The 13,480-nt window shown below is 50.5% G+C and carries 11 protein-coding genes and 1 tRNA gene; 11 read left to right on the top strand and 1 reads right to left on the bottom strand.

What is annotated here, in order from left to right; translation table 11 throughout:
- Positions 1-206: 206 nt before the first annotated feature.
- The 5 genes from deoC (at position 207) to mrdA (ending at position 6,534) form a co-directional block, all read left to right on the top strand.
- Complete coding sequence (gene deoC / locus ACTJKZ_RS13730) at positions 207-986, top strand: deoxyribose-phosphate aldolase (RefSeq protein ID WP_161732697.1); 780 nt, start codon at positions 207-209, stop codon at positions 984-986.
- A 62-nt stretch (positions 987-1,048) separates the two neighbouring features.
- Positions 1,049-2,377 carry a thymidine phosphorylase gene (deoA, locus tag ACTJKZ_RS13725; RefSeq protein WP_440829728.1) on the top strand — a complete coding sequence of 443 codons (1,329 nt, stop codon included), beginning with the start codon at positions 1,049-1,051 and terminating at the stop codon, positions 2,375-2,377.
- A gap of 95 nt (positions 2,378-2,472) precedes the next feature.
- On the top strand, positions 2,473-3,696 hold the full coding sequence (gene deoB, locus ACTJKZ_RS13720) for a phosphopentomutase (protein ID WP_222924993.1): 1,224 nt from the start codon (positions 2,473-2,475) through the stop codon (positions 3,694-3,696).
- 26 nt (positions 3,697-3,722) lie between these two features.
- The gene (deoD, locus tag ACTJKZ_RS13715; protein WP_090965956.1) at positions 3,723-4,436 is read left to right on the top strand and encodes a purine-nucleoside phosphorylase; all 714 of its coding nucleotides are present in this window, start codon (positions 3,723-3,725) and stop codon (positions 4,434-4,436) included.
- A 220-nt stretch (positions 4,437-4,656) separates the two neighbouring features.
- Positions 4,657-6,534, top strand: coding sequence for a penicillin-binding protein 2 (gene mrdA / locus ACTJKZ_RS13710; RefSeq protein WP_222924994.1), 1,878 nt, complete (start codon positions 4,657-4,659; stop codon positions 6,532-6,534).
- Positions 6,535-6,557: 23 nt separating this feature from the next.
- Here the strand turns inward: mrdA and ACTJKZ_RS13705 are convergent, their stop codons facing one another.
- The gene (locus tag ACTJKZ_RS13705; protein WP_440829727.1) at positions 6,558-7,877 is read right to left on the bottom strand and encodes a methyl-accepting chemotaxis protein; all 1,320 of its coding nucleotides are present in this window, start codon (positions 7,875-7,877) and stop codon (positions 6,558-6,560) included.
- 222 nt (positions 7,878-8,099) lie between these two features.
- On the opposite strand from ACTJKZ_RS13705, the gene ACTJKZ_RS13700 reads away from it, so the two are divergent.
- The 6 genes from ACTJKZ_RS13700 (at position 8,100) to ACTJKZ_RS13675 (ending at position 13,215) form a co-directional block, all read left to right on the top strand.
- Positions 8,100-8,175: transfer RNA gene (locus ACTJKZ_RS13700), tRNA-Phe, on the top strand.
- Positions 8,176-8,732: 557 nt separating this feature from the next.
- Positions 8,733-9,485: a HalD/BesD family halogenase gene (locus ACTJKZ_RS13695; RefSeq protein ID WP_440829726.1), complete on the top strand. Its 753-nt coding sequence runs from the start codon at positions 8,733-8,735 to the stop codon at positions 9,483-9,485.
- A 27-nt stretch (positions 9,486-9,512) separates the two neighbouring features.
- Positions 9,513-10,166 carry a class I SAM-dependent methyltransferase gene (locus ACTJKZ_RS13690; RefSeq protein ID WP_440829725.1) on the top strand — a complete coding sequence of 218 codons (654 nt, stop codon included), beginning with the start codon at positions 9,513-9,515 and terminating at the stop codon, positions 10,164-10,166.
- Positions 10,167-10,234: 68 nt separating this feature from the next.
- Positions 10,235-11,494, top strand: coding sequence for an ATP-grasp domain-containing protein (locus ACTJKZ_RS13685; RefSeq protein ID WP_440829724.1), 1,260 nt, complete (start codon positions 10,235-10,237; stop codon positions 11,492-11,494).
- Between the two features lie 7 nt (positions 11,495-11,501).
- Positions 11,502-12,464 carry a DMT family transporter gene (locus ACTJKZ_RS13680; protein ID WP_440829723.1) on the top strand — a complete coding sequence of 321 codons (963 nt, stop codon included), beginning with the start codon at positions 11,502-11,504 and terminating at the stop codon, positions 12,462-12,464.
- Positions 12,427-13,215 (top strand): AraC family transcriptional regulator, encoded by a 789-nt coding sequence (locus ACTJKZ_RS13675; RefSeq protein ID WP_440829722.1) that lies wholly within the window; start codon positions 12,427-12,429, stop codon positions 13,213-13,215. The genes ACTJKZ_RS13680 and ACTJKZ_RS13675 overlap by 38 nt, the downstream gene beginning before the upstream one ends.
- Positions 13,216-13,480 lie beyond the last annotated feature (265 nt).

Here is a 13,480-nt window from a genome sequence, read left to right as displayed (position 1 = left end):
TGATAATAGTAACATTCGGCCAGCTGGCGTATAATGGCTACCAGACGCTGTTATCTGCGATTTTCGTCACAGTGAGTGTGACGAAATTGCACCAATTTCTTATCCCTATGTGACTACTGGCACATATCAGGCCGCTTCTGAGTGTTATTATTATAACATTCCGCCGGCAAGCCGGTGGGTTGCACCCCGATCCTTTGGAGAGCCTCATGACCGATATTAAACCTCTTGCCCTGCGCGCCCTGAAACTGATGGATTTAACCACCCTGAATGACGACGACACCGACGCAAAAGTGATTGCCCTTTGTCATCAGGCTAAATCCCCGGCAGGCAATACCGCCGCCATCTGTATCTATCCGCGCTTTATTCCGATTGCGCGTAAAACGCTGCGCGAGCAGGGTACGCCGGAGATCCGCATCGCCACGGTGACCAACTTCCCGCACGGCAATGACGACATCGATATTGCACTGGCAGAAACCCGTGCCGCCATCGCCTACGGTGCGGATGAAGTGGATGTGGTGTTCCCGTACCGCGCGCTGATCGCCGGTAACAGCCAGGTTGGTTTCGATCTGGTAAAAGCCTGTAAAACCGCCTGCGCTGAAGCGGACGTGCTGCTGAAAGTCATCATCGAAACCGGTGAGCTGAAGGAAGAAGCGCTGATCCGTCAGGCTTCTGAGATTGCCATCGATGCAGGTGCTGACTTCATTAAAACCTCCACCGGTAAAGTACCGGTTAACGCCACGCCGGAAGTGGCGCAGATCATGATGAATGTGATCCGTGACAAAGGCGTCAGCCAGCAGGTTGGTTTTAAACCGGCGGGCGGCGTGCGCACCGCTGAAGATGCCGCGATCTATCTGCAGATGGCAGAAGAGACGCTGGGTGCCGACTGGGCTGATGCGCGCCATTTCCGCTTTGGTGCATCAAGCCTGCTGGCGAGCCTGCTCAACACCCTGGGTCATGACAGCGACACCAGCAAAGCGGGTTACTGATCCCTCAGGCGGTCGCTGACCGCCTGTTCTCCATCCTGATTTCCCTGAACCAGGGGGCTACTTTGTTCCTGCCACAAGAAATTATTCGAAAGAAACGTGACGGCCAGGCGCTGACTGAAGAGGAGATTCGCTTCTTCATTAACGGCGTGCGTGATAACACCGTCTCGGAAGGTCAGATTGCCGCGCTGGCAATGACCATCTGGTTCCATGATATGACGCTGCCGGAGCGGGTTGCGCTGACGATGGCGATGCGTGATTCCGGTACGGTACTTAACTGGAAATCACTCAACCTCAACGGGCCGGTGGTGGATAAGCACTCGACCGGCGGCGTTGGTGATGTGACATCGCTGATGTTAGGGCCGATGGTCGCCGCCTGTGGCGGATATGTGCCGATGATCTCGGGTCGTGGCCTGGGCCATACCGGTGGCACGCTGGATAAACTGGAAGCGATCCCGGGCTTCGATATCTTCCCGAGTGATGATCGCTTCCGCGAGATCATTAAGCAGGTGGGTGTGGCGATTATCGGCCAGACCAGCTCGCTGGCGCCGGCGGATAAGCGTTTCTACGCCACGCGTGACATCACCGCCACCGTCGATTCGATCCCGCTGATTACCGCCTCGATTCTGGCGAAGAAGCTGGCAGAAGGGCTGGATGCACTGGTGATGGATGTCAAAGTGGGTTCCGGCGCGTTTATGCCAACCTATGAAGCGTCAGAAAGTCTGGCGCAGTCGATTGTTGGCGTCGCCAATGGCGCAGGCTGCCAGACCACCGCACTGCTGACGGATATGAATCAGGTACTTGCCTCGTCAGCCGGTAACGCGCTGGAAGTGCGCGAAGCGGTCCGCTTCCTGACCGGTGAACAGCGGAATCCGCGCCTGTTGGACGTGACGCTGGCGCTCTGTAGCGAAATGCTGATCTCCGGCAAACTCGCCGCCAGCGACACCGACGCGCGTCAGAAACTGATGACAGTGCTGGATAACGGCAAAGCAGCCGAGGTGTTTGGTCGCATGGTCGCTGCCCAGCAGGGACCTGCCGATTTCGTTGAACGCTACGACGCTTATCTGCCCGCGCCAATGCTGAGCAAACCGGTCTATGCCGACCAGCCAGGCATCGTCAGCAGCATGGATACCCGTGCGCTGGGTCTGGCGGTGGTGGCGATGGGCGGCGGACGTCAGCGCGCCAGCGACAGCATCGATTACAGCGTTGGCTTCAGCGAAATGATCACCCTGGGCGAACGTGCCGATGCACAACGTCCGCTGGCGGTCATTCACGCCAGCAGCGAAGACAAATGGCAGCAGGCCGCAGCAGCGGTTAAAGCTGCGCTGGTGCTCGGGGATTCCGCCCCGGCTGAGACGCCGGTTGTCTATCGCCGTGTGAGCGATCTCAGCTAACTGACCAGTAACCGGTGCCAGCCGCGATGCATTCGGGTATACTGATCTGATCGCTTTTTTTTGACTTGTCACGCGCCAATGCGCAGGAGACTTGCATGAAACGTGCTTTTATTATGGTTCTCGATTCCTTTGGAATTGGCTCCAGTAAAGATGCCGATAAATTCGGCGACGCAGGTTCAGATACCCTGGGTCATATCGCCGAAGCCTGTTTTAACGGTAAAGCAGACAAGGGACGTAAAGGTCCATTGCATCTGCCTAATCTCACCGCGCTGGGGCTGGGTAAAGCCGCCGAGCTGTCGACCGGCCGCTTCCCGGCGGGTCTGGATCCTGAGGCAAAAATCACCGGCGCGTACGCTTACGCCAGTGAGCTTTCGTCAGGTAAAGATACGCCGTCAGGCCACTGGGAGATCGCCGGTGTGCCGGTGCTGTTTGACTGGGGCTACTTCAGCGACAAAGAGAACAGCTTCCCGCAGGAACTGCTGGACAAGCTGGTAGCGCGCGCCGACCTGCCGGGTTATCTCGGTAACTGCCACTCTTCAGGTACGGTGATCCTTGACCAGCTGGGCGAAGAGCATATGAAAACCGGCAAGCCGATTTTCTATACCTCTGCGGACTCCGTGTTCCAGATCGCCTGTCACGAAGAGACCTTTGGTCTGGATCGACTCTATGCGCTGTGCGAAATCGCCCGTGAAGAGCTGACTGAAGGTGGCTACAACATTGGCCGGGTTATTGCCCGTCCGTTTGTGGGTGACAAAGCGGGTCAGTTCGAGCGCACCGGCAATCGTCACGATCTGGCAGTCGAGCCGCCATCCGCCACCATGCTGAAAAAGCTGGTGGATGAGAAGGGCGGTCACGTGATCTCCGTGGGTAAAATCGCCGATATCTATGCTGAGCAGGGCATTACCAAAAAGGTCAAAGCGACCGGTCTGGATGCGCTGTTTGACGCGACGATTCAGGAGATGAAAACTGCGCCGGATCAGGCGATTGTTTTTACCAACTTCGTTGATTTCGACTCCACCTGGGGACATCGCCGTGATGTCGCCGGTTATGCGGGTGGGCTGGAGCTGTTTGACCGTCGTCTGCCTGAGCTGATGGAGTTGGTCGGAGAAGATGACATCCTGATTCTGACCGCTGACCACGGCTGTGATCCGACCTGGGAAGGCACGGAGCACACGCGTGAGCACATTCCGATTCTGATCTACGGACCAAAAGTGGAGCCGGGTTCACTCGGATACCGCGAAACGTTTGCCGATATTGGTCAGACAATTGCACACTATTTTGGCCTGTCCGAGATGGACTATGGCAAGAACATGCTGTAAATCAGCAATTTAATAAGGATTAAACAATGGCAACTCCACATATTAATGCTGAAATGGGCGATTTTGCAGACGTTGTACTGATGCCTGGCGATCCGCTGCGCGCAAAACACATCGCAGAAACCTTTCTGGAAAACGCGGTTGAAGTGAATAACGTTCGCGGCATGCTGGGCTACACCGGTACTTACAAAGGCCGTAAAGTCTCTGTGATGGGTCACGGAATGGGTATCCCTTCCTGCTCCATCTACACCAAAGAGCTGATTACGGACTTCGGCGTGAAAAAAATCATCCGTGTGGGCTCCTGTGGTGCCGTACGTGCCGACGTAAAACTGCGTGATATCGTGATTGGTATGGGTGCCTGCACCGATTCAAAAGTGAACCGTATGCGTTTCAAAGATCACGACTTCGCGGCGATTGCTGACTTCGACATGGTGCGTAACGCGGTTGATGCGGCGAAAAACCTGGGTGTTGAAGCGCGCGTGGGTAACATCTTCTCTGCCGATCTCTTCTACACGCCGGATCCGCAGATGTTCGACGTAATGGAAAAATATGGCATCCTCGGCGTTGAGATGGAAGCTGCAGGTATCTACGGTGTGGCCGCTGAGTTCGGTGCAAAAGCGCTGACCATCTGTACCGTATCAGACCATATCCGTACGCACGAGCAGACGACGGCTGCTGAGCGTCAGACAACCTTCAACGACATGATCAAAATTGCGCTGGAGTCTGTCCTGCTGGGTGATTAATACACGCGGCGGGTGACGATTCCCGCCCGCTGGCCAATCGCCTGTTCAGATCCTCCCTGACCGGAGGATCTGAGTTCCCGCCTCGCTTTCCCGGTAACATTCACATCAAATGACACACTTTTGCTGAGGCTTGTGCATCTTCGCGCTGGCACGCCTGCGATCGCGCTTTATCATGGTGCGCAACAACAGATAATAATTAATCGCCTGATAATGTCCCCTGATGAACTTTCGTAACTTCGACGCTGAAGAGAAGCTGTTTGCCCGTCGCGCCGCAATCGCCTTTGCCCTGGTCTGTCTCTGTTTCACCCTTCTTGGCGTAAACCTTTTCCGCTTACAGGTGCGCGACCATGCCTACTACCAGACGCGTTCCAACCAGAACGACATCAAGATGATCCCCATTGCCCCGACGCGCGGGCTGATTTATGACCGCAACGGTATTCCACTGGTGCGCAACGTCAGCTGGTATGCCATCACGCTAACGCCTTATAAAATCGACGATATGGACGCCACGCTGCGGGCGCTGACGCCGATCGTAAATCTGACACCCGATGAGATTGACACTTTCCGCCGTGCGCTGAAGCAGACCAGCCGTTACAAGCCGGTCGTGCTGAAAGAGGAGCTGACCGAAGAGCAGGTCGCCCGCTTTGCGGTCAATCAGTTCCGCTTTACCGGTGCCAGCATTGAGACCTACCAGGATCGTGAATATCCCTATGGAGCCGATCTGGCCCATGTGATCGGTTATGTCTCGAAAATCAACGATAACGACTACAAACGACTGAATGCGGAAGGTATCGCCGAAAACTATGCGGCTGACCACAACATCGGCAAGCAGGGGATTGAGGGCTATTACGAAGCGCAGCTGCATGGCAAGCCGGGCTATCGGGAAGTAGAAGTGGATAACCATGGCCGCATTGTGCGAGTGCTGAAAGAGGTGCCGCCGGTCGCGGGTAAAAACCTGACGCTGACGCTGGATCTGCATCTGCAACAGTATGTGGAGAGCCTGCTGGCAGGGCAGCGTGCGGCGCTGCTGATTGAGGATCCGCACGACGGCTCCGTGCTGGCGATGGTCTCCAGTCCCAGCTACGACCCGAATCCGTTTGTGAAAGGCATCAGCTATCAGGCTTACAAAAAGCTGCTGCAGGATAAAGACCTGCCGCTGATCAACCGCGTCACGCAGGGACTCTATCCGCCCGCCTCGACGGTGAAGCCTTATATGGCGATGTCGGCGCTGCTGACTCATGTGATTACGCCACAGTCGCAGTTCTTTGGTGCGCCGACCTGGACGCTGCCGGGGACGGACCGGCGCTATCGCGACTGGAAGAAAACCGGGCACGGCATGCTGGATGTCACTCGCGCGATAGAAGAGTCGGCCGACACCTTCTTTTATCAGGTGGCTTTCATGATGGGCATTGACCGGATTCACACCATGCTCAGCCAGTTTGGCTATGGTAAATCGACCGGCATCGACCTCAATGAGGAGTACAACGGTTTGCTGCCAGGCCGTGAATGGAAACTGAAGGTGCACAAAAAGGCCTGGTATCAGGGCGATACGGTTTCAGTTGGCATTGGTCAGGGCTACTGGATTGCGACACCGATTCAGATGGTGAAAGCGATGGTCGCGCTGATCAATAACGGTCGGGTCATCGCACCGCATCTGCTGGAGAAAACCCAGCGCGGCACGCTGGTGGAGAACTACCATCCACAGCAGCACGAGGCACAGATTGGCGATCCTCACTCACCCTACTGGTCGCTGGTGCGTCACGCGATGTTTGGCATGGCTAACGCACCAAACGGCACCGGTTATAAATATTTCCATACGGCGCCTTATGGCATCGCCGCGAAAAGCGGGACGTCGCAGGTGTTCAGCCTGCGTCAGAACCAGACTTATAACGCGAAGATGATCCCGGTGCGGCTGCGTGACCATATCTTCTATACCGCCTTTGCGCCGTTTGATGACCCGAAAGTGGCTGTGGCGTTGATTCTGGAGAATGGTGGCGGGGAAGGGGTAACGGCTGCGCCCGTGATGCGGGATATTCTGGACCATATCTTTATCCCGCCAGTACCAGACGCGCCGGTGCAGGGCACACCTGATAAATAGGGGGCGAGCGCCCCCGAAGAGTGTCAGACTTTAAGCGTCTTGGTCACCTGGCCGATGGCGCGCACCACGTCCGTTGCGCCTTCACGGATTTCTGCAATCACGCCGCCCGCCTCCTGAGCCAGCTGTACGCCCTGATCGGCACGTTTCAGGTTCGACTCAATACCTTTCAGCGCCCGGCTGGCCAGCAGATGATTTTGCTGAATCCGGTTTTCGATGTCGGTCGTGGCGCGGTTAATGTTGGCTGCCAGCGTGCGGACTTCGTTAGCCACCACCGCAAAGCTACGGCCATGGGTGCCGGCCCTTGCTGCTTCAATGGCGGCATTCAGCGCCAGCAGGTTAGTCTGATCGGCGATCCGACGGATGCCTTCCACAATTGCGCCGATACGATCGGAGGACTCACTCAGGCCAGTAATATCACCGGAGATCCCCTGCAATTCGCCCGCCAGCGCATTCATAGTCTGCACGCTGCTGGCGATAACATCGGCACCCAGCTTTGTGCTTTCATCCGTTTGCAGCGCGGTGTGATAAGCCCGCTGTGCCGCATCGTGCTCCTGCTGATTCTTTTCCACCTGTGCCGTCACATCCGTGGCGAATTTGACGATTTTGTAGAGCCGGCCCTGCTCGTCAAATACCGGATTGTAGGTGGCGCGCAGCCAGACCGTCTCGCCACGTTTATTCACCCGGGGAAACTGACCCGAGACAAATTCACCCCGGTTCAGTTGCTGCCAGAACTCGCTATATTCGCGGCTGTCGCGTACAGCCTGTGAACAGAAGTGACGGTGGTGGATCCCTTCTACCTCCTCACGACGGTAGCCCATGGTTTTCAGGAAGTTGTCGTTGGCTTTAAGCACTTCACCTTTGAGGTTAAAGGCGATCACCGCCATCGACCGTTCAATGGCGGTGGTGATGGCGCGCTGCTCCTGTGCATCGTTGATATGACCTGTAATGTCGGTGGCCAGTTTGACGATTTTAATTACCCGGCCATGGCGGTTTTGCACCGGCACATAGTTGGCTTCGAGCCAGATTGGGCGGCTGTTTTTCGCCATACGCAGAAATTTATCGCTGAAACTTTCACCCCGGTTCAGTCGCAGCCAGAAATCCTGATAATTGCGCGACTGAAGCTGTTCCGGCGTACAAAACAGGCTGTGGTGCTGGCCTTCAATCTCTGTCAGCGTGTAGCCCATGCGCGCCAGAAACAGCGCATTGGCGCTGAGAATGGTGCCATCGGGGGAGAACTCAACCATGGCGATGGAGCCGTTGAGTGAGCTCAGCGTGGCCGCTGAGTGTGCCCGCTTCTGCCAGCCGTGGCGTGAAGCGATACCTGATGTAATGGTGGAAAACATGGCGATCCTTATTATTAGTGTTGGTCTCACCTCCTATATCGGCAAAATCGCGGCACAATGGAGCCTTTACCGCTCTGCTGACTAAAATTTACCCGGTCAGCCACGACATTTTTGCATCAGGTCAAACCCGATATTTGAGTTGATGGAAAAGCCGTCAGTCGATGTGATTTTGGTGAAAAGCGTTTGACGCTGCCGGGCCGCTTTGGTTTAATGCGCCCCGTTGCCCGAATAGCTCAGTCGGTAGAGCAGGGGATTGAAAATCCCCGTGTCCCTGGTTCGATTCCGGGTTCGGGCACCATCTTTAAAGAACCCGCCTCTGGCGGGTTTTTGCGTTTTGAGGCGAACCCGTTATCGACGGTTCGATTCACTCGCCACATCCTGTGACTCGCCCTTCGGGTCGCGCTGGCACGCGATGCAAAAATGCTCCCGGCATTTTTGTCCGGGTTCGGGCACCATATTTAAAGAACCCGCCTCTGGCGGGTTTTTGCGTTTTGAGGCGAACCCGTTATCGACGGTTCGATTCACTCGCCACATCCTGTGACTCCATAATTTGAAACCCTCGCTTCGGCGGGGGTTTTTGCGTTTAAAGACAATACATTAGCGAATGTATGCCTCTGCGCTGATTTCAGCGTTAATCTGCACTTCGCGAGCCAACAGATTCGTCGTAAGCAGATAAAGAACGACTGCGCTATGGGGCCGTTTTTCGTACGGCCCGGCCTGGAAGAACCTAATTGATTGTTCGTTTTTTGTTCGATTATTGAAATGAGATACAAGATTTATGAATGTTGCTAAGGCATGCTTAAAACGTCTAAGACAAGGCATAAAAGGGTATTTATAAAAATAAGGGAGTTAACTGTGGAACAGATTGAAACACAAATTTCTCAGCACATTAATGGATTACCAGAGTCGCTGATCAACTATTTTAAAAACGACTATGAAGACGATTTAATGGTCGTCATTGAGGATCTTCTTCCCCTGGATCTACAACAGAAGATGGAAGATGAGGCGCGCTCACTGCTTGAGAAAAATGCGCTGCGTCGTGAAGTTATTATCAAACAGAGTGGTAACACACCAAGGGCATACGATAGTGTTGGCCGTAATGCTATTCGTGAAGAAGGGAAATATATTCCTGCCTTTTTCGACAGCCCAGGTGTCCTGAAATTTCTTTCCCGAATTACCGGTGAAGAAATTTATCGCGTACCTTACGAGCCTGAAGAATTTATCATCAATTCCCAAAATAAAAGTGGCGATAATTATGGCTGGCATTGGGATGACTATTCGTATGCTTTAGTATGGGTAATTGATGAGCCTGATGTGCTTTCAGGTGCCCGGGTTGAATTTATCCCGCGCATTCCCTGGAAGAAAGAGAATACAAGAGAGTGGATTAAAAAGACGCTGGCTGAATATCCGGTTATTAGTCGTCATGTTGCTCGTGGCCAGTGTTACCTGCTAAGGGCCAGGGATGCTCTTCATCGTATAGCGCCGTTAACGCAGGAATCTCGTCGCACAGTTATCGTTTTTACGTATGCAAATGAGCTGGACTTTAACGACGCATCGCTGACACATGATTCAATGGAAGAGATTTATCCACAAGATACAGCTCAATAAAAAATAGTAAGAATAATGGAGAGTACAATGTCAGCAGGTGGCATGAACGATAAAACAGGATTTCCTGTGTTTTTTACAGAAGTGCCCAATAATCTCGTTCGCTATCAGGACTATACTTTCGCATCAGAAAAATTTGCTAATTTGTTCCCTCCATCTGAATACGCGTCTGTATTAGATATATGCTGCGGCATAGGAAAAATGAGTCATGCTTTATTTCTTCAGGGGTATAAAGTGACTGCCATAGATTTATCTTCTGAACAAATTGAAATAGCAAAAAAGGATGCCTCAGGCCCAGGTTATTACCAGGCTGATATGAAAGATATTCCCGGTAAAAATTACGACCTGTTAATTAATATATATACAAGTTTCGGGTACTACACCACTGAGGCAGAAGACCTGTCACTTTTCAGATACTGGTATGGGTTATTACGTCCGGGCGGTGTTCTTGTAATAGAACTTGCTGATATGGAAAGAGCAAGAAATAGAATTAATGCAGAGGGCGTTTTAGTCCGGGAAGATAATGGCGTTACGGAATATCTTCATATGGATTGGAATAAGAGACTGATTAGGGTTGATTATCATAATCAATCCCAGCACTGGAGTTGCCTCACAAGGCTCTATGAGAAAGAAATGCTCAGAGATGAGTTATTAAATGCAGGCTTTGAAAGCGTGTCGTTATAGGGTGATTTCTCTTTGAAGAAAAAAGAGAAAGACGACAATCTGGTTATCATTGCACGTAAAGGATTAAAATGAAAAGATACATCTGTATTGTTGATGCGTATTCTACAGGTGCTGAGTTAGCGCCTGTTTTCAAAAAAAATGGCTGGACTTGCATTCATATTCAATCATCCCCGGAGATTCCACTGGAATATCAGCAAACATTCAGACATGAAACTTTTGATTTCCTGATTTCGCCGGGTGATGAATCTCACAGTGAATTTTTGAGGATAGCCGAAGAACTTAAGCAACTGTCGCCAGAATATATTATACCTGGAACCGAAACCGGTGTTTATATCGCAGACCTCCTGTCTTCGTTAGTGGGTACCCCCGGGAATTCAATAGACACCAGTGCTTTGCGTCGCAATAAATATGCAATGCAGGAGGCCTTAAAATCAGGGGGAATCAGCTCTATACCTCAGTTTTTAACCGACTCTGTTGAACAGGCAAAGAAATGGGCTGGTGAGCTGAATAAGTGGCCTGTCGTCGTCAAACCCGTGGATAGCGCTGGAGCGGATAGTGTTCGCTTTTGCAACACGGTTGATGAAGTACAGAATGCCTTTAATAAAATATATGGTAAAAAAAATAAATTAGGTTTAAAAAATGGCACTGTTCTTTTGCAGGAACGCCTTATCGGAAGGCAATATATTGTCAATGCGGTCAGCATCAATGGACAGCATCTGATTACAGAGATATGGTCTGATGACAAAAAGGAAGTTGAGAATGCATCGCTGATCTGTGAAAGGGAAATTCTTCTGCCTTACTCGGGTGAAGTACAGGATCAGCTTGTCAGATATATGGAAAAAGCGCTGACTTTTCTCGGTATCGCCAATGGCCCGTCTCATAGTGAAGTAATGATGACGGAATCCGGGCCTGTGCTTATTGAAACCGCTGCCCGAATGCAGGGAACTATCATGCACAACGCGGTTGTGTCTGCATTGGGATATAGCCATGTCACACTTACTGCCGAACGTTATGTGAAACCTCAACGTTTTGCTGCCAGGCTTGGAAAGAATTATATGCTCAAAACTCAGCTGCAATGTATTACACTGGCTTCAGAATTTGAGGGTGTGGTTAAAGTTAATAATTGCGAAAAATTGCTTAAGTTACTCCCATCCTATTTCGGCATGATGCACACGCCAGATGCAGGCGAGAATATATACAGGACGACGGATCTTTTTACTAATCCAGGTATTATTTACTTGTGTCATGAAGATGAAAAGCAAATTGACAGTGATCATGCAAAGATCAGAATTTATGAAAAAGAAGGTAAACTTTTTGATTTAGCCTGAGAATAATATGAATAATAAAAATTATCTTTTTGGTCTATTGATGGTCTTCCTCTATAATTTTCTTGATGCTGTAAAGGAGGTTTATTCAGGATTCCTTGTTCAGGATAACCATCCTTTAAGCATCACTTTTATTGTCTTTTCAATTGCAATGCTCTTTTTTCAGTCTTATGGTGTTATTTTTAACCGAAGGAATTATGTTTCTACGGTGCGATTTTTTGCACCCGTAGTAATTTTAAATATTACTACAGCGGGTTCCTGGATAACATTTTTCTATTGCATGAAGTGTCTTGAGCCCGCGGTGGCGTCTGCTATTATAACAGGCGTAGCACCGTTAATGATTATTTTCATTGCACCAATGTTTTTTAAAAATGAATCTCATCAATACAAATCTATATATATTTCCGGGATTACTGTTTGTTCTCTTTGGCTCGCTCTGATTAGTTTGCATCAGGGCCGGTTTATCTATAACTATTCTTCATCAAACGTTATGGCTGGCGTGATGATGGCGGTGCTCTGCTCTGTCTTCAGTATCTTCTCTAATATTTTTAGCAGAAAACTGAGTGACAAAGGTTGCTTACCCTCTTCGATCATGGCACATCGCTTTTACATTACAGTATTTATAACAATGAGTTATAGCATGGATTCATTTGGTTATAGTGCGATAGGTGAAACCCTGTCACCGGGTATCGTCATCCTTGCTATATGTGGCGTGGTTATACCACTTTGGTGTCTGCAGTACGGCATAAAATCTTTACCACCTGCCAGAGTTATGGTTTTTATTTCTGTAAATCCGATTTTTACTTTCATTTTTCAGTTATTTGACCCGAGATTATCGCCATCACTTTCCTCACTTGTTGCAATTCTGTTAATATGTTTCTTCTCTCTTGCATCAGAGATATGGGGCGTAAAGCCGAAAGGAAAGGTTGAATCAGATGGGTATCACGATATATCGGAAGATCGCCGGAATTGAGGTCACATTATCAGACAGCACCAATCATATTTTTCCAAAGCACTCTCATGATGAGTTCTACATTGGTGCTAATGTCTCGGGAAGAGAAAAGATTTGGTTAGATGGAAAAAATGCTGAGGCCAGTGTTGATGAGATAACCATTTATAATCCAGGTCAGATTCAGGCTGCTGAGCCTACACCCTATGAATGGTACTACTACAGCTTTTATGTTTCCCCCGAGTCAATGATGGAATTTACCGGTCTCGATTGTGATGATCATTTCAAAAAAAACATTATTGCAGCGCCTGATGTGGCAGCGGAAATACGTCAGGTCGCTGCATTTGCACTCGATCGCCACACGTCAGATTGCGAGATTAACGAACGCGTGGCGAGTGTTCTGCAATCAGTGCTTTCTCGGTCAGGCGCACATCCGCATATCGCGATAAAAACAACAGATAAAACTGTCGTTGATTATGTGGTAACGAGACTAATGGATGATTTTCATTTTCCTCCTACGCTTCAAATGTTGGCAAATGAAACAGGCGTCTCACCCGTCAAACTGGTCAGAATGTTTACTAACGTTAAGGGACTTCCGCCTTTTGCATGGATTAAAGGAGCACGATTGCGTCAAGGTAAGAATATGATTATTCAGGGGAAAGCTATATCTGACATTTCAGCTCAATTAGGTTTCACCGACCAGGCACATTTCACGCGAAATTTTAAAAGCATGTTCGGGGTTACGCCTGGTCAACTTTATAAGCTCGCACAATAAAGATGCTGTGAGGGCGTTAACTTAATTAAGCTTTTTAGCATAGTCAGAATTACGCTGAGCCAGCGTCTGACAGGACACAATCCTGCAGCGCTGCCTTACTATCCTTTCTCTTTTGTTTATTTTGCTGTTTCATCTGCTCCTGACGTCCTTAATCCGTAAACCTGACTCACTCGGCAAGGCACCGCCACTGTGGGGTTTAACCGCGGCAGGCTGTGACACGTAAGGTAATCGGGTTCCTGGTCTGGCGTAGCCGCGGGTTATGCAC

Origin of the sequence: Pantoea sp. 22096 (assembly GCF_052045955.1) — a bacterium.
Taxonomy (GTDB): Bacteria; Pseudomonadota; Gammaproteobacteria; order Enterobacterales; family Enterobacteriaceae; genus Pantoea; species Pantoea alfalfae.
Note: the sequence above shows the minus strand (reverse complement) of the source record. Positions and strands in the feature narration are given on the sequence as shown.

Bases quoted from the DNA above. Each gene is read 5' to 3' on its own strand.
- deoC (WP_161732697.1), top strand. From the start codon at position 207: ATGACCGATATTAAACCTCTTGCCCTGCGCGCCCTGAAACTGATGGAT.
- deoB (WP_222924993.1), top strand. From the start codon at position 2,473: ATGAAACGTGCTTTTATTATGGTTCTCGATTCCTTTGGAATTGGCTCC.
- deoD (WP_090965956.1), top strand. From the start codon at position 3,723: ATGGCAACTCCACATATTAATGCTGAAATGGGCGATTTTGCAGACGTT.
- mrdA (WP_222924994.1), top strand. From the start codon at position 4,657: ATGAACTTTCGTAACTTCGACGCTGAAGAGAAGCTGTTTGCCCGTCGC.
- ACTJKZ_RS13705 (WP_440829727.1), bottom strand. From the start codon at position 7,877: ATGTTTTCCACCATTACATCAGGTATCGCTTCACGCCACGGCTGGCAG.
- ACTJKZ_RS13690 (WP_440829725.1), top strand. From the start codon at position 9,513: ATGTCAGCAGGTGGCATGAACGATAAAACAGGATTTCCTGTGTTTTTT.
- ACTJKZ_RS13685 (WP_440829724.1), top strand. From the start codon at position 10,235: ATGAAAAGATACATCTGTATTGTTGATGCGTATTCTACAGGTGCTGAG.
- ACTJKZ_RS13680 (WP_440829723.1), top strand. From the start codon at position 11,502: ATGAATAATAAAAATTATCTTTTTGGTCTATTGATGGTCTTCCTCTAT.
- ACTJKZ_RS13675 (WP_440829722.1), top strand. From the start codon at position 12,427: ATGGGTATCACGATATATCGGAAGATCGCCGGAATTGAGGTCACATTA.